Origin of the sequence: Microbacterium sp. Leaf436, from assembly GCF_001424715.1 — a bacterium.
In the GTDB taxonomy this organism is placed as follows: Bacteria; Actinomycetota; Actinomycetes; order Actinomycetales; family Microbacteriaceae; genus Microbacterium.
In genome coordinates, this window is record NZ_LMRB01000002.1 from 395,993 (window position 1) to 411,506 (window position 15,514).

Here is a 15,514-nt window from a genome sequence, read left to right on the forward strand (position 1 = left end):
CGGGTGTCCTTACTTTCTGCGGTGGGGAGGGAGGAATCATTCGAGGTTCGCGTGGCGCGGCCAGAGGTCGTCGGCCGAGAGTCCCGAGCGCTGCCACAGCGCGTCGAAGATCGCATCGCCGATGAGCACGACGGCCTGCTCGAAGAGACCGCCCGCGTACTGCGTCGAGGCGGCTCCCGAGCGGTCGAGCTTGTCCGCGGCGGGAACCACGACGAGCGCGTCGGCGGCGCGGCCGAGCGGCGAATCGGCGGCCGTGGTGATCGCGACGATGCGCGCGCCGACCTCGGTCGCGGTGTCGGCCGCGCGGACGATCCCCGCCGTCGTGCCCGAGCCGCTCGCGGTCAGGAGCGCGTCGCCGGGGCCGATGGCCGGGGTGGTGGTCTCGCCGACGACGTGCACGTCGAGGCCGAGGTGCATGAGGCGCATCGCGGTCATGCGCAGCGCCAGGCCCGAGCGACCGGCGCCGAAGACGAAGACGCGGTCGGCGTCGGTCAGCACGTCGAGGACGCCGTCGAGACCGGCGGGCTCGGTGACGAGACGGTCGACGACCGCGGTCAGCTCGCCGGAGATCCGGGCGAGGGAGTCCGCGATGCGGGCGTCGGAAGAGGTCATGCCTCCATGCTCCGCCTCGCCGGGCGTGACCGTCGCCGGTCGATGGCACGGGTCTACCTACCCGAACGGGTAGGTGCCTGCCGGTGGGCTAGGTTAGGCGCGTGAGTGAGTCACCCGAACTGTCGTCGACCGCGTCGCGCGCGCTCGTCATCGAACACGAACGCATCGTCGCCGAACAGGCCGACCGTCACGCGGTGACCCTCGAGTCGATCCTGGCGATCCTGCGGTCGGCGCGGCTCGACGATCGCGCCGCCCGTGCCCTGGCCGTCGAGACCGCGGCCGCCGCCCTCGTCGTTCTGCGCACCTCGACCGACCAGCAGCGCAGCGCCCTGCTCGAACCCGTGACCGGCGCGTTCGCGCGGCTGCGCACCGACCTGCGCCCGCTCGTGCGACACGGCGACCTCGACGTGCAGTTCGTCGCGCCGCCCGCAACCGGACGCGCCCTGCCCGGCGAGGTCGCCCACGAGGCGCGGGCCATCGTGCGCAGCGCCGTGCTGGCCCTGCTCGACCGGGGGACGCCCCACCGCGTGCGCATCCAGTGGGACTGCGACGGACTCAACCTGCTGATCGGCATCCGCGACGACGGGGCGGGCACGCTCACCGCCCACGACGATTCGCTCGGACCGATCGTCGAGCGGGTGAGTGCCCTCAACGGGGCGTTCGACGTCGCGTCGACGCCCGGGTGGGGCTCCGAGCTGTCGGTCGTGCTGCCGCTGGATCCGCCGCCGCGGCCCGACTTCCTCGACGAGGCCGTCGACCTCAGCCCCCGCGAGAGCGAGGTGCTCAGCCTGGTCGTCGCGGGTTCGCGCAACCGCGCGATCGCCGAACGTCTGGGGATCAGCGAGAACACGGCGAAGTTCCACGTGTCGAACCTGCTGCGGAAGGCCGGCGTCTCCACGCGCGCGGAGCTGGCGGCGCTGGGGACGGCGCGCGCTCAGTAGCTCTCGCGCAGACCCCCGCGCGGGCTGACGAAGCGCGCGGCCAGGGCTTCCGACGCCCGCGCCAGCAGCGCCACGTCGGCCCCCACCGCGACGAAGTCGGCGCCCGCGTCGAGATAGGCCTCGGCCACCGCCGGGTCGAAGGCGTTCACGCCGACCGGGGTGCCGGCATCCCGCGCCGCGGCGAACACCGCGTGCACCGCCGCCACGACCTCGGGGTGCGACTGCTGCCCCAGGAGCCCCATCGACGCCGACAGGTCGGAGGGGCCGACGAAGACGGCATCCACCCCCTCGACGGCGGCGATCTCGGCCGCGGCGGCGACACCCGCGGTGGTCTCGATCTGCACCGTCAGCGACGCGTGCTCGGCGGCCTCGGCGAGGTAGCCGTCGATGCGGTTCCAGCGGGCGCTGCGGGCCAGGGCGCTGCCCACTCCGCGCACGCCCTGCGGCGGATACCGGGTCGCCGCAACGGCGGCCCGGGCCTCGTCGGCCGACGAGACCATCGGCACGATGAGGTTCTGCGCGCCCACGTCGAGGACGCGCTTGATGGTGACGACGTCGTTCGCGGGCACGCGCACCACGGGGGTGATCGGGTAGGCGGCGACGACCTGCAGTTGAACGAGCACCTGCTCGATCGAGGTCGCCGAGTGCTCCATGTCGATGAGCAGCCAGTCGAGGCCGGAGCCGGCGGCCACCTCGGCGACGACGGGATTGCCCGTGCAGAGCCACATGCCGGCGAGCGGACGATCGGATGCCGCCAACGCGGCCCGGAAGGTGGGGGTCAGACGAAGCGGCACGAGATCGTTCCCATCGGTCCGTAATCGCACAGCACGTCGTCGCCGCGCGACACCCACATCGGGCGCGTGAACGATCCTGCCAGGATGATCTCGCCGGCCTCCAGGCGCGCGCCGTGCTGGTGGAACTTGTTGGCGAGCCACGCGACGCCGGTCGCCGGGTGGCCGAGGACGCCGGCGGCGACCCCCGTCTCTTCGATCTCGCCGTTCCGGCTCAGCACGCCGGGGACCCAGCGCAGGTCGATCTCGTCGGGGCGTTTGTGCACGTCGCCGAGCACCATCGCGCCGTACGCGGCGTTGTCGCTGATCGTGTCGACGATCGTGCGGCCCTCGAGCTCGATGTGCGAGTTCAGCACCTCGAGCGCGGGCACGGCGTAGTCGATCGCGGCGAGGGCGTCCTCGAGCGTGCAGCCGGGGCCTTCGAGCGGCGCCTTCAGCACGAAGGCGAGCTCGACCTCGATGCGCACGTTCGAGAAGTGGTCGACGGGGATCTGCGCGCCGGAGTGGTGGACGGTGTCGTCGAACATCACGCCGTAGTCGGGCTCGGTGATGCCCGTCGCCTGCTGCATCGCTTTAGAGGTCAGGCCGATCTTGCGCCCCACGAGCGTGCGACCCGCGGCGATCTGCGTATCGCGCCAGCGGCCCTGGATCCGATACGAGTCGTCGACCGTGGCATCCGGGTACCTCGCCGTGATGCGCGGGATGACCGCGTGGGCGCGGTCGGCCTCGGCGAGCTCGGCCGCGATGGCGTCGATCTGTGCGTCGGTGAGCATGCTGTCTCCTGTCGATGGGGCACGGTCGGACGGTGCGTGTCCCATTTCGTGCGAGCTTCTGCCGCGATTTCCGCACGAAGTGGGACATGCCTGGCGGGGAGGCGTGGGGCGGGCGGTGCGTGTCCCACTTGGTGCAACGTTCGGCGGTGATTTCTGCACGAAGTGGGACATGCCCGGCGGGCTACAGCTGATTGCCGAGCTTGAACTCGGCGGAGGGGGTGGCGGATGCCGTGTCCTCGGGCGCGCGGGTGTAGCTGAAGCCGTCGGCGCCGATCGTCACGGCCATCTCGGACGAGTCCTCGCGGGCGCGGACCGGCTGCGGATGGCCGTCGAGGTCGAGCACGAGCGAGCCCTCGGTGTACCACGACGGCACGACGGGGTTCCCCCACCAGTCGCGGCGCTGGTTGTCGTGCACGTCCCACGTGATGACGGGGTTGTCGGGGTCGCCGGTGTAGTAGTCCTGCGTGTAGATCTCGACGCGGTGGCCGTCGGGGTCGCGCAGGTACAGGTAGAACGCGTTCGAGACGCCGTGGCGGCCGGGGCCGCGCTCGATGGCATCCGATCGGCGGAGGGCCCCGAGCTTGTCGCAGATGGCGAGGATGTTGTGCTTCTCGTGCGTCGCGAAGCACACGTGGTGCATGCGGGGGCCGTCGCCGCCGGTCATGGCGGTGTCGTGCACGGTGGGCTTGCGGCGCATCCAGGCGGCGTAGACGACACCCTCTTCGTCTTGGATGTCCTCGGTCACGCGGAAGCCGAGCGACTGCATGAAGTTCACCGCGCGGGGCACGTCGGGGGTGATCTGGTTGAAGTGGTCGAGGCGCACGAGCTCGCCGGGGGAGTGCAGGTCGTAGCGCCACGAGAGGCGTTCCTGGTGCTCGGTGTCGAAGAAGAACTCGTAGGGGAAGCCGAGCGGGTCGACGACCCGCACCGAGTCGCCGATGCCCTTCGTGAAGCCGCCGGGCTCCCGGCGCACGTCGCAGCCGAGCTCTTCGTAGAAGGCGACCGCCGCGTCGAGGTCGTCGGCCGAGCGCACGCGGTACGAGAACGCGGCGACCGCGGCGACCTCGCCCCGGCGCAGCACCAGGTTGTGGTGGATGAACTCCTCGGTCGAGCGCAGGTAGATCGCCTCGTCGTCTTCTTCGGTGACGTGCAGGCCCAGCACGTCGACGTAGAAGACCCGGGATGCCGCGAGGTCGGTCACCACGAGCTCCATGTAGGCGCACCGCAGGATGTCGGGCGCGGGGGAGGAGGGCGTGGGGATGGGGTTCTCGGAGACGATGGGGGCTTCCTGGGTCACCCAGAACCCCGAGGAGGTCTTCTGTTCTTCGGTGTGCTTTGCCATGGTGCGCGTCCTTGCGTATGACGAGTGGGGGATGGGGCGGGGGCGGGGTCAGTGCGCCTTGCCGAAGGTGGGGTTGTGGGCACCGCCGAGCGTGATGTGCACGGCCTGCTGGTCGGTGTAGAAGTCGATCGAGCGGTAGCCGCCCTCGTGTCCGAGGCCCGAGGCCTTCACCCCGCCGAAGGGGGTGCGGAGGTCGCGCACGTTGTTGCTGTTGAGCCACACCATGCCCGCCTCGACGTTCTGCGCGAACAGGTGCGCGCGCTTCAGGTCGTTCGTCCACACGTAGGCGGCCAGTCCGTAGCGGGTGTCGTTCGCGAGCGCGAGAGCTTCGGCATCGGTGTCGAAGGGCGTGATCGCCACGACCGGGCCGAAGATCTCCTCCTGGAAGATCCGCGCATCGGGGGCGACGTCGGCGAACACCGTGGGTCGCACGAAGTTGCCCTCGTCGAACCCCTCGGGGCGGCCGCCGCCGGCGACCAGACGCCCCTCGGTCTTGCCGAGCTCGACGTACGACATGACCTTGGCGTAGTGCTCGGGGTGCACCAGCGCCCCGACCTCGGTCGCGGGATCGTCGGGGTAGCCGACGCTCACCCGGTCGGCCTGCGCGGCGTAGCGCTCGACGAACTCGTCGTACACGGAGCGCTCGACGAGGATGCGGCTGCCCGCGGTGCAGCGCTCGCCGTTGAGCGAGAAGACGCCGAAGATCGTGGCGTCGATGGCGGCGTCGAGGTCGGCGTCGGCGAACACGATCGCCGGGCTCTTGCCGCCGAGCTCCATCGACAGGCCCTTGAGGGAGGGTGCGGCGTTGGCGAAGATCAGCTGCCCGGTGCTGCTCTCGCCGGTGAACGAGATGAGCGGCACGTCGGGGTGCTTCACGAGCGCGTCGCCGGCGTCTTCGCCGAGCCCGTTGACCAGGTTGAACACGCCCTCGGGAAGGCCCGCCTCCTCGAAGATCCCGGCCCACAGCGACGCCGACAGGGGCGTGAACTCCGCGGGCTTGAGCACCACGGTGTTGCCGGTCGCAAGCGCCGGTCCCAGCTTCCATGACTCGAGCATGAACGGGGTGTTCCACGGGGTGATGAGCCCCGCGACGCCGATCGGCTTGCGGTTGACGTAGTTGAGCTGGCGACCGGGCACCTTGAACGCGTCATCGGTCTGCGCCACGATCAGGTCGGCGAAGAAGCGGAAGTTCTCGGCCGCCCGCCGCGCCTGGCCGAGGGCCTGGGTGATGGGAAGGCCCGAGTCGAAGCTCTCGAGCTCGGCGAGGCGCTCGTCGCGCGACTCGACGAGGTCGGCGATGCGGTGCAGCACGCGCGAACGCTCGCGGGGCAGCATGCGCGGCCACGGGCCCTCGGTGAAGGCCGTGCGGGCGGCGGCGACGGCGAGGTCGATGTCGGCCTTCTTGCCGGCGGCGGCCGAGACGTAGGTCTGGTTCGTCACCGGGTCGAGCACGTCGAAGGTGTCGCCGTCGACCGAGTCGACGAAGGCGCCCCCGATGTAGTGCTGGATGCGCTCGGGCAGGTCGGCCGGGATGCGGCGGGTCATGGATGCTCCTTCGTTGGAGGGGCGGATGCCGGTGGCATCCGGAATCAGAAAGCGGGAAGGCCGAGCACCTGGTCGGGGTGCTCGTGGATCATGTACGCGTCGAGGGTGGCCGAGCGATGGCGCCGCGACGCCTTCTCGATCTCGGCGAGCGGGGCGCCGGTCTCGATGAGAACGAGGATGTTCTCGTGCTCGCGCACCGACTCGGCGGCGCGTCCGGGCACGAAACTGAACGTCGAGTCGCGCAGGTGCCCGAGCCGTGCCCACTCGGCCTGGACCAGCTCGAGCATGCGCGGGTTGGCGCACTTCTCGAACAGGATGGCGTGGAATTCCTGGTTCAACGCGGTGAAGGCGCGGGGATCGAAGTGCTCGAGCGTCTCGACCATGAGCTCGTTCACCTGCCGCGCGCGACGCACGTCGTCGGTGGTGAGCGCCCGGGCCGACAGGGCGGTCGCCGCCCCCTCGAGCAGGCTCAGCGCCTGCATGCTGAAGCGGTACGCGGTGTCGTCGACCATCGAGACGCGGGCGCCGACGTTGCGCTCGAACATCACCAGTCCCTCGGCCTCGAGCTGACGGATCGCCTCGCGCACCGGCACGACGCTCATGTCGAGCTCGCCGGCGATCGAGCCGAGGACCAGGCGGTAGCCGGGGGTGAACTCCTGCGACGCGATGCGCTGCTTGATCCACTGGTAGGCCTGCTGCGACTTGCTCTTCGTCGCCGGGGTCGTGACGTCTCTCATGAGCGCCCCTCGCTCTCGTAGCGCGCGCGCCATTCGGCGTTCATCGGGAAGAGCCCGTTCACGGGGTGACCGGATGCCACCTGCCGAGCGACCCACGCGTCTTCGGCCTCTTGCGCGAGGGCGGCGTCGACCACCTCTTCGGCGAGGGCGGGGGGCACGACGATGACGCCGTCGCCGTCGCCGACGAGGATGTCGCCGGGTTCGACGGTGGTGCCGCCGCAGCCGACGGCGACATCGGTCTCCCACGGCACGTGCCTCCGGCCGAGGACCGCGGGGTGGGTGCCGGCGGTGAACACGGGGATGCCGACCGCGGCCACGGCCTCGGCGTCGCGGACGCCGCCGTCGGTGACGATCGCGGCGGCCTTGCGGGCGTGCGCGCGGATCGCGAGGATGTCGCCGAGGGTGCCGGATCCGGTCTCTCCGCGCGCCTCGATGACGATGACCTCGCCCTCTTCCACCGCGTCGAACGCGCGCTTCTGGGCGTTCTGGCCGCCGCCGTGCGAGGCGAAGAGGTCTTCGCGGTGGGGGACGAAGCGCAGGGTGCGGGCCGTGCCCACGAACCGGCTGCCCGGGGTCAGCGCGTGGACGCCGTCGATCGTGACGTCGTTGAGGCCGCGCTTGCGCAGCTGTCCGCTGAGGGCCGCGACGGGAACGCGCGAGAGCTTGTCGCGGAGGGCCGCGGTGAGGACGGGGGCGGCGGGGACGAGCCCGGCGGCCTCGGCCGACCCCCACGCCTCGGTGCGCTGGGTGTCGTCCACCGCCGGCAGTGAGCCGAGGGCGGCGTCGAAGGCGCGGTCGCCCTGGACCACCGCGGTGCGGAGTCGGCCGCTCGACAGGGAGCCGGCATCCACCTGCACCTCGACGACCTGGCCCGGCGTGACCACCGACGAGCCCGCGGGGGTGCCGGTGAGGATGACGTCGCCCGTTTCGAGGGTGAAGTGCTGAGACAGGTCGGCGACGATCTGGGTGAGGGGGAAGAGCAGCCCCGCGGTCGAGTCGTCTTGCACGAGCTCGCCGTCGACCCAGGTGCGCAGGCGCAGGGCGGCGGGATCGACGTCGCGGGCGTCGATCAGCGCGGGGCCGAGGGGGGTGTAGCCGTCGCCGCCCTTGGAGCGGACATTCGACCCCTTGTCGTTCGCGCGCAGGTCGTACAGACCGAAGTCGTTCGCGGCGGTGACGGATGCCACGTGCGCCCACGCGGCATCCGGAGTCACCCATCGGGCGGGCTCGCCGATTACGAGCGCGATCTCGCCCTCGAAGGCGAGGAGTTCGGTGCCGGCGGGGCGCACCATCTCGGATCCGGAGGCCGCGAGCGAGCTCGACGGCTTGAAGAAGTACGACGGGGCGGCCGGGCGGCGGCCGCGCTGGTCAGCGCGGGAGACGTAGGAGAGGTGGACGGCCACGATCTTTCCCGGGCGGCCGCCGAGGGCGGTGAACCGGGGGTCAGCGGTGTCGTTCATGGAGCTCCCTTGCGTCGTATCCGAAATCGTATACGATGACGAACGCCCCAGCAACACCACGCCTCGTCACCGACGACGACGTCCCGGGGCCCGACGATGACGTCTCGAAGGAGTCCCCATGTCCCGCTCTCAGCCGCAGGGCTTCACGCCCACCGGTACGATCTCCACCACGAAGGACCGCCGCCGCGTGGTCTTCGCCACCGTTGTCGGCACCACCGTCGAGTGGTACGACTTCTTCCTCTACGCCTCGGCCGCGGGCCTGGTCTTCGGCCAGCTGTTCTTCGCGCCCGCCGGCCCCGGCATCGCGCAGATCCTGGCGTTCCTCACCGTGGGTCTGAGCTTCCTGTTCCGACCCCTCGGCGCCTTCCTCGCCGGTCACCTCGGCGACAAGTACGGCCGCCGCGTCGTGCTGATGCTGACCCTGATCATGATGGGCGCCTCGACCACGCTCATCGGCGTGCTGCCCACCTACGAGGTGATCGGCGTCGCCGCCCCCGTGCTGCTGATCCTGCTGCGCGTGCTGCAGGGCATCTCGGCCGGTGGCGAGTGGGGTGGCGCGGTGCTCATGGCCGTCGAGCACGCCCCCAAGACCAAGCGCAGCCTGTTCGGCGCCTCGCCGCAGCTCGGCGTGCCCCTCGGCCTGCTGCTCGCGAGCGGCATGCTCGGGCTGATGGCCCTGATCGCCCCCGGCGACGCCTTCTTCGCGTGGGGATGGCGCGTGCCGTTCCTGCTGTCGTTCGTGCTGATCCTCGTCGGCTACTACGTGCGCCGGAAGGTCGAGGAGAGCCCGGTGTTCGTCGAACTCGCCGAGCGCAAGGAGCAGACCCGCATGCCGATCGTGCAGCTGTTCCGCAAGCACTCGCTGCTCGTGCTCATCGCCGCGTTCGTCTTCGCCGGCAACAACGCCGTGGGCTACATGACCACCGGTGGGTACATTCAGCGCTACGCGACCAACCCCGACGGTCCCCTCGGTCTCGCGACCGCCGACGTGCTCGGCGCCGTGACCCTGTCGGCGGTGACCTGGCTCATCTTCACGTGGCTCGGCGGGTGGCTGGGCGACAAGATCGGCCGCCGCAACACGTACATCATCGGATGGATCTCGATGCTCGTGGCGATCGTGGCGCTGTTCCCGCTCGTCAACTCCGGCAGCATCGTGCTGCTGACGGTCGGCCTCATGCTGCTCACGGTCGGCCTCGGCCTGACCTACGGCCCCCAGGCCGCGCTGTACGCCGAGCTGTTCCCGGCATCCATCCGCTTCTCGGGCGTCTCGATCGCCTACGCTCTCGGCGCCATCCTCGGCGGAGCGTTCGCCCCGACCATCGCGACGGCACTCGTGGAGCAGACCGGAACGACCGTGTCGGTGACGGTGTACCTGGCGATCATGGCGGTGCTGGGCCTCGTCGCGACGCTGCTGCTGCGCGACCGCAGCGGCATCCCCCTCGGCCCCGACCACGAGGCCGAGCAGGAGGTCAGCCCGATCCGCGGGCTCTCGCGCGTCTGACCCGGTGAGAGAACGGCCCCGTCGCGCGCAGCCGCGGCGGGGCCGTTCGTCGTGCGGGTGCGAGGGAGCGGTCGCCGGATCGCGCGGGGTGCGGCTCACAGCAGCACCGCCAGGGCCATCAGCGCGGTCGATCCACCCATCGCGGCATGGTGCGCGCGATCCGCGCGTGATCCGCTCAGCGCCCGGTGCGCCGAAGCGACGACGTGCGCGACGGCGAGGGCCACGCAGAGCCAGGCCAGGGTCGCGGAGCCGACCGCCATCCCGCCGTGGGCATGGGCGGCGGCGGGGGCGGCGCCCGGGTCGCCGTGCGTGGTCGACGCGATCAGGGCGGCCATGACGACGAGCCCCGCGGGGGTGTGGATGCCGTGACCGCCGCGCCCCGCGCGCAGCCGGCGCCCCGCGCTCACGACGATCGCGACCCCGAGGAGGACGGCCGCCCAGAGGATGGGAGGGGCCGCGTGCAGGACGGCGGAATCGATCATCGCCGCGGTCATGAGCGCCGACGTGGCGACCCGCTCTCGACGCTCCGCCGGGGGACCCGACCGCGCGCAGCACGCAGCAATCCCCGAGCAGAGGAGGGCGGCGCCGTGCGTCAGGAGCTCCATCGTCATCGCGCGCCCTCGACCCGTGCGACCTCGACCTGTGCGCCCTCGACCCGTGCGACCCCGACCCGCGCGCCCGACGGCAGGACCGGGGTCCCGTGCCGTCGGATTCTGCGCATGACGCGAGCGTAGGAAGAGGGGCGCCCCCGCGACAGGGATGAGGATCGATCGTGCGCGCACAGCACATTCGCGTGCACGGGTGGGCGAGGGGTCGCGGCGTCAGCGACCGTCGACGCGTCGAGAGGGCATCTGCCTCACCCGGAAAAGGTCGAGGGAACCATGTACACCGAGTCGGATGGCATCCGTGAGACCAGGAGGCTCGGACACGCGCGCTCGTCGGCTCTGACGACGGAGGGTGGGGAGGAACCCGTGAAGGTCACGGTCACTCCGTAACAGGTGAAGTACGCCGAGGACTCCCACGGCAGCCGGGCTCGCCGGCCGGGGGGACCGGGGCGCTCTCCCGACGAGAGGAAGACCCGGAAGGCGACCGCGTTCGTGTGCTCCTCGATGTCATGGATGACCAGAGTGGGTCGGGAGAAGTCCAGGGCGTCCGCCCCCTCCGGGCTGCCATCCCATCGGTCGCCGTCGAGCGCGTCGAGAAGGGCCGTGACTGAGCCGGCCGTCGGTGAGTACAGAGCCCTGTCGAAGGGGTCCTCGACCGATGCCACCTGGCGCCAGAGGACGCCGTCCACGTCGGGGCCGTTCTCGTACTGGTGCCGAGCCCAGAGGTATGAGCCGGCCAAGACGACGGGGCCCATGATCAGGACACCGCACACCACCGTGATCCACCAGACGCGAGGCAACCTTCCCCTCGTCTCGAGGGTGCGCGGTTCGATCACGTGGGCACCCGGCGAATCAGCAGGCCCGCCGCGAGAACGACGATCCCCACGACGAAGACCAACGCCGCCACACCCATCGCGGCGGCGTCGTTCGGGAGCATCGAGCAGCCCCCGGAGGTGTCTTCGTAATCGCAACTCCGCCACGGCTGGAAGAAGTACAGCACCACCACGGCGCCGCTGATCATCGCGATCGCGGTGCCCGAGGCGATCAGGCGCGTTCTGGTCCCCATGCGTCACCACCGTACCGGCGGCCCGCGACGCCGGCGGGCCGGTCCGCCACGGGCGGTCGGCTCCGCGGGCGTCCGGTCGCTAGATCGCCCGCCCCGGTGTCAGGATGCCACGGGGATCCAGCGCGGCCTTGATCGCGCGCTGCACGTCGAGGGCCACGGCATCCTGCTGCCAGGGGAGCTCGTGACGCTTGACCGAGCCGATGCCGTGCTCGCCCGAGATGGTGCCGCCGAGCGAGAGCGCCAGGTGCGTGATGTCGTCGATCACCAGCTCCGCGGCGGCGTATTCGGCGGGGCTGTCTCCCGCCTCGACGGTCGGGTGCAGGTTGCCGTCGCCCGCGTGCGCGACGATCGCGATGCGCCGACCGTGCCGCTGTGCCAGTTCGCCGATTCCGCGGAACACCGTCGCCAGCTGCGAGACCGGCACGCCGACGTCGCACGACACCCGCAGCCCCTGCGCGGTGAGCGCCGGGTTGGCGAGGCGCCGGGCCTCGAGCAGGCTGTCGGAGTCGGAGACCTCGGTCTCGACGGCGCCGTGCGCGCGACAGATCGCGGTGATCGCCTCGGCGGTGTCGGGGGCGGTGAGCCCGACGGTCTGACCGACCAGCATGGCCGCGCCGGGGGAGGGGAGGCCGCTCGGGTGGAACGCCTCGATGATCTCGACGCTGCGCGCATCGATCAGCTCGAGCACCTCGGGGGCGGCGGGGCCCGACACGATCGCCGTGACCGCTCGGCCGGCGTCCTCGATGTCGTCGAAGCTCGCGCGGAAGGTGCGGGGCTGCCCCGGCGGCACGGGCTTGAGGCGCACGGTCGCCGCCGTGATCACGCCGAGCGTGCCCTCCGAGCCGCAGAACAGGCTCGTGAGGTCGTAGCCGGTGGTGTTCTTGCGGGTGCGGGCGCCGGTGCGCATGATCCGCCCGTCGGCGAGCACCACCTCGAGGGCGGCCACGACGTCGGTGGTCACGCCGTGGGCGACGCAGCGCAGGCCTCCGGCGTTGGTTGCGATGTTGCCGCCGATCGTCGACCACTGCGCGCTCGCCGGATCGGGCGGGAAGAAGAGGCCGTGCGCGTGGGTGGCGGCATCCAGGTCGGCCGTCACGACGCCCGCCTCGACGTCGGCGAGACGGTTGTCGGCGTCGATCGAGACGATCCGATCCATCGCCTCCAACGACACCACGAGCCCGCCCGCGTAGGCCACGGCCCCGCCGGAGAGCCCGGTGCCCGCGCCGCGGACGGAGACCCGGATGCCGCGGGCGTGCGCCCACGCCAGGGCGGTCGAGACGTCGCCGGTCGAAGTCGCCCGGACCACGGCGATCGGCAGGCCCTCGGGCTGTGCGCGCGAGCTGTCGACGGCGTACGCGGCGAGACTCGCGGGGTCGTCGAGCAGGCGCTCGCCGAGGTTGGCGCGCAGCTCGTCGAGGACGTCCCCCGATTCACCCGTGCCGCCGCTCGGCGCGTCGAGGCCGTCGCCGGGGTCGCCGGAGCCTCCCGGAGCGGCGAGCCCGACGATGCTCACGAGTTCACCCGGATGATCTCGCGCTGGTACGGCGCGATCACGGTGCCGCTGATGCGCAGGTCGAGCAGCAGGAACGGCCGCTCGGCGGGGTCGCGCCGGGTCCACTCCGCCAGCGCCTCGAGGTCGGCGACCTCGCGCACCACCACTCCCTCGGCGCCGAAGCCGCGCGCGACGGCCGCGAAGTCGACCTCGGGGATGAGCATCGGCTCGCGGGCGAGGCCCTTGAGGCCGTACAGGTTGATCTCGGCGCCGTAGGCGGCGTCGTTCCACACGACGGCGATGCCGTGGCCGGCGGCCGTGCGTACCGCGCTCTCGAGGTCGGCGATGGCCATGAGTCCGCCGCCGTCGCCGGTCGTCAGCACGACGGTGGTGTCGGGGCGGGCCGCGATCGCCCCGGCGACCGAGGGGAAGCCGAGGCCGATCGACTGGTACGCGGTGCCGATCATCATGACGCGGTCGGGTGAGGAGACGGGCCAGTACATGTTCGACCAGCCCAGGAAGTGCCCACCGTCCGACACCACGACGCGGTCCTCGGGGAGCAGCTCGCCGATCCGTGCGGCGGCGGAGCGCGGGTCGAGCCGGCCGTCGGGGGCCAGACCCTCGCCGCTCTCCTGCTCGCGCAGCGGCGCCACATCGATGCGGTCGCGCCACCCCGACGACACCGCGCCGCGGGAGCGCAGGCGGTTCCCGATCTCATCGGCCGCCAGCGCGGCATCCGCCCGCACGAACCCGCCCACCTGCGCGTGCGTCGCCGTCGGCGCCACGTCGACCTGGAACACCCGCGTGCCGGGGGCGAAGAGCTCGCCGAAGCGCATCGTGAACTGGTTCAGCCCCGCGCCGAAGACGACGGCCACGTCGGCCTCGCGCACGAGCTCCATCGCGCCCTCGGCGCCGAAGCCCCCCGTGACGCCGAGGTCGTGGGTGGTGTCGGGGAAGATGCCGCGGCCGAGGGCGGTGGATGCCGTGATCGCCCCGGTCAGCGCGGCGAGCCGACCGAGCGCGGGGCCGGCGTCGGCGAGCCAGGCTCCCCGTCCGGCCAGCAGGAAGGGGCGCGCGGCGCCGGCGAGGGCGTCGGCGATGCGGTCGAGCGCGGCGGAGGCCGCGGGTCCCTGCGGGGGCAGGGGGGCGGGGATCGTCACGGTGCCGGCATCCGTCAGCGGCCCCGCTTCGCGCATGACCACGTCGTACGGGATCGCCAGCACGACGGGGACGCGGTACGTCAGGGCGTGCTCGAGGGCGATGAGCACGGTGGCCGAGGCGTCGCGATCGCCGACGGTGTACGTGCGGACCCCGACCGCCGACGCGAGCGCGACCTGGTCGACACCCCAGGGGCGCGGGCCCGACGTGGGCTCGTCGCCGACGACGAGGAGCAGGGGGATGCGCGCCTGGGCCGACTCGGCCAGAGCGGTGAGGGTGTTGGTGAAGCCGGCGCCGTAGGTGGCGGTGGCGGCGGCGATGCGCCCCGAGGCGCGATAGTGCGCGTCGGCGGCGACCACTCCGCCGGCCTCGTGCCGCATCGCGGTGAAGGCCGCGTCGGTGTGGCGATGCAGGGCGTCGAGGAAGTACGCGTTGCCGTTGCCCATCACGCCGAAGACGTGGTCGAGGTGGCGGCCGAGGGTGTGGGCGACGTGCGCGGAGACGATGGGCATGACGAGCCTTTCGCGAAACAGGAACGGGAATGAGCCGTATGTGTCTCGCGCGGTTCTCGCGCTACGTGCCCTTTTTTCGAGCAGCGACGCACGACCTCGTGCGCCTGACGGGAGTGATCATATACGATCCGCGGGCGCGGGGCGACGGGACGGCCGCACCCGCCGCCCGGCCCGCTCGCTCGGCCACGCGCCGCCTTGGGTGTCGGGCCGGACTACAGCGCCGAGCGGATCGCGTCGGCCGCAGCCTCGAGTCGCCCCGCGATCGCCGCGTCGTCGAGGTCGGTCGCCACGTGCACGGCGGCGACGGCGGCGGGCTCGCGCCCCTGCACGGCGAGGGGCACCGCCACGGCGCGGAACGTGGGGATCACCTCGTCGTGACTCGTCGCCCAGCCGCGCTCCGCGGCGTCGGCGACCTCCGACGCGAGCCGCGCGTCGACGTCGTCGGGCCACCGGCGCGGGGAAAGCTGCGCGAGGATTGCCCGACCGGGGGCGCCCCGGGTGACCGGATGCCGCGACCCGGGCCGCTGCGCCACGGCGGTGACCGTGTGCCGGGGCTCGACGCTGACGAGGGTCACGCATTCGTCGTGGTCGAGCACGACGAGGAAGCACGTCATGCCCAGGTCGTTCGCCGCGGCGGTGAGTTCGGGCAGGGCCTCGGCCTGCAGGTCGGCGGCGACGCCCGCGGCGAGGGCCGCCAGGCCCGTTCCCAGGCGCACCGCGCCCGCGGCATCCCGAGAGACCAGCCCGTGGTCTTCGAGCGTGCGCAGCAGTCGGTACGTCACCGAGCGGTGCAGATCGACGCGTTCCGCGAGCTCGTCGATGGTGAGGGGTCGGCGAGCATCGGCGAGCTCTTCGAGCAGGCGGATGCCGCGACTCAGCGTCTGCGAGGCGGGGGAGGAGTCTTGCCGTGGGGGCATGGAGCGGCTAGCCTTTCGTTCGATAGCAGAACGCTGCGTTCGAATATAGAACACAGATGGAT

At 71.9% G+C, this 15,514-nt stretch carries 15 protein-coding genes; 2 read left to right on the top strand and 13 right to left on the bottom strand.

Features of this window, described 5'->3' with window-relative positions; translation table 11 throughout:
* Nucleotides 1-36 precede the first annotated feature (36 nt).
* Complete coding sequence (gene hxlB, locus ASG45_RS06190; RefSeq protein ID WP_055834264.1) at nucleotides 37-612, bottom strand: 6-phospho-3-hexuloisomerase; 576 nt, start codon at nucleotides 610-612, stop codon at nucleotides 37-39.
* A 101-nt stretch (nucleotides 613-713) separates the two neighbouring features.
* Here hxlB and ASG45_RS06195 point away from each other — a divergent pair, with 101 nt between their 5' ends.
* The gene (locus tag ASG45_RS06195; RefSeq protein ID WP_055834267.1) at nucleotides 714-1,553 is read left to right on the top strand and encodes a helix-turn-helix transcriptional regulator; all 840 of its coding nucleotides are present in this window, start codon (nucleotides 714-716) and stop codon (nucleotides 1,551-1,553) included.
* Here ASG45_RS06195 and ASG45_RS06200 read toward each other — a convergent pair.
* The 6 genes from ASG45_RS06200 to ASG45_RS06225 form a co-directional block, all read right to left on the bottom strand.
* Complete coding sequence (locus ASG45_RS06200; RefSeq protein ID WP_055834270.1) at nucleotides 1,547-2,347, bottom strand: aldolase/citrate lyase family protein; 801 nt, start codon at nucleotides 2,345-2,347, stop codon at nucleotides 1,547-1,549. The genes ASG45_RS06195 and ASG45_RS06200 overlap by 7 nt on opposite strands.
* On the bottom strand, nucleotides 2,332-3,117 hold the full coding sequence (locus tag ASG45_RS06205; protein ID WP_055834273.1) for a fumarylacetoacetate hydrolase family protein: 786 nt from the start codon (nucleotides 3,115-3,117) through the stop codon (nucleotides 2,332-2,334). Before ASG45_RS06205 ends, ASG45_RS06200 begins: the two co-directional genes overlap by 16 nt.
* Nucleotides 3,118-3,298: 181 nt before the next feature.
* Nucleotides 3,299-4,459, bottom strand: coding sequence for a 3,4-dihydroxyphenylacetate 2,3-dioxygenase (hpaD, locus tag ASG45_RS06210; RefSeq protein ID WP_055834276.1), 1,161 nt, complete (start codon nucleotides 4,457-4,459; stop codon nucleotides 3,299-3,301).
* Between the two features lie 48 nt (nucleotides 4,460-4,507).
* Nucleotides 4,508-6,004 (bottom strand): 5-carboxymethyl-2-hydroxymuconate semialdehyde dehydrogenase, encoded by a 1,497-nt coding sequence (gene hpaE / locus ASG45_RS06215; protein WP_055834279.1) that lies wholly within the window; start codon nucleotides 6,002-6,004, stop codon nucleotides 4,508-4,510.
* Between the two features lie 44 nt (nucleotides 6,005-6,048).
* A complete protein-coding gene (locus tag ASG45_RS06220) occupies nucleotides 6,049-6,741 on the bottom strand; it encodes a GntR family transcriptional regulator (protein ID WP_055834282.1) in 693 nt (230 codons plus the stop codon).
* On the bottom strand, nucleotides 6,738-8,201 hold the full coding sequence (locus ASG45_RS06225) for a fumarylacetoacetate hydrolase family protein (RefSeq protein WP_055834285.1): 1,464 nt from the start codon (nucleotides 8,199-8,201) through the stop codon (nucleotides 6,738-6,740). The genes ASG45_RS06220 and ASG45_RS06225 overlap by 4 nt, the downstream gene beginning before the upstream one ends.
* A 118-nt stretch (nucleotides 8,202-8,319) precedes the next feature.
* Here ASG45_RS06225 and ASG45_RS06230 point away from each other — a divergent pair, with 118 nt between their 5' ends.
* On the top strand, nucleotides 8,320-9,702 hold the full coding sequence (locus ASG45_RS06230) for an MFS transporter (RefSeq protein ID WP_055834288.1): 1,383 nt from the start codon (nucleotides 8,320-8,322) through the stop codon (nucleotides 9,700-9,702).
* A gap of 95 nt (nucleotides 9,703-9,797) precedes the next feature.
* On the opposite strand, the gene ASG45_RS06235 is transcribed toward ASG45_RS06230, so the two are convergent.
* From ASG45_RS06235 to ASG45_RS06260, 6 genes are all read right to left on the bottom strand, one after another.
* Nucleotides 9,798-10,313, bottom strand: a complete 516-nt coding sequence (locus ASG45_RS06235) for a hypothetical protein (RefSeq protein ID WP_156459390.1) — start codon at nucleotides 10,311-10,313, stop codon at nucleotides 9,798-9,800.
* A 245-nt stretch (nucleotides 10,314-10,558) separates the two neighbouring features.
* Nucleotides 10,559-11,143 (bottom strand): hypothetical protein, encoded by a 585-nt coding sequence (locus ASG45_RS06240; RefSeq protein ID WP_055834294.1) that lies wholly within the window; start codon nucleotides 11,141-11,143, stop codon nucleotides 10,559-10,561.
* Nucleotides 11,140-11,373, bottom strand: coding sequence for a hypothetical protein (locus ASG45_RS06245; RefSeq protein ID WP_055834297.1), 234 nt, complete (start codon nucleotides 11,371-11,373; stop codon nucleotides 11,140-11,142). The genes ASG45_RS06240 and ASG45_RS06245 overlap by 4 nt, the downstream gene beginning before the upstream one ends.
* Before the next feature lie 79 nt (nucleotides 11,374-11,452).
* The gene (locus tag ASG45_RS06250) at nucleotides 11,453-12,886 is read right to left on the bottom strand and encodes an FAD-binding oxidoreductase (RefSeq protein ID WP_235561577.1); all 1,434 of its coding nucleotides are present in this window, start codon (nucleotides 12,884-12,886) and stop codon (nucleotides 11,453-11,455) included.
* On the bottom strand, nucleotides 12,883-14,535 hold the full coding sequence (locus ASG45_RS06255) for a thiamine pyrophosphate-binding protein (protein WP_055834300.1): 1,653 nt from the start codon (nucleotides 14,533-14,535) through the stop codon (nucleotides 12,883-12,885). Before ASG45_RS06255 ends, ASG45_RS06250 begins: the two co-directional genes overlap by 4 nt.
* A gap of 212 nt (nucleotides 14,536-14,747) precedes the next feature.
* Nucleotides 14,748-15,452 (bottom strand): IclR family transcriptional regulator, encoded by a 705-nt coding sequence (locus ASG45_RS06260; RefSeq protein WP_055834303.1) that lies wholly within the window; start codon nucleotides 15,450-15,452, stop codon nucleotides 14,748-14,750.
* Nucleotides 15,453-15,514: the final 62 nt, after the last annotated feature.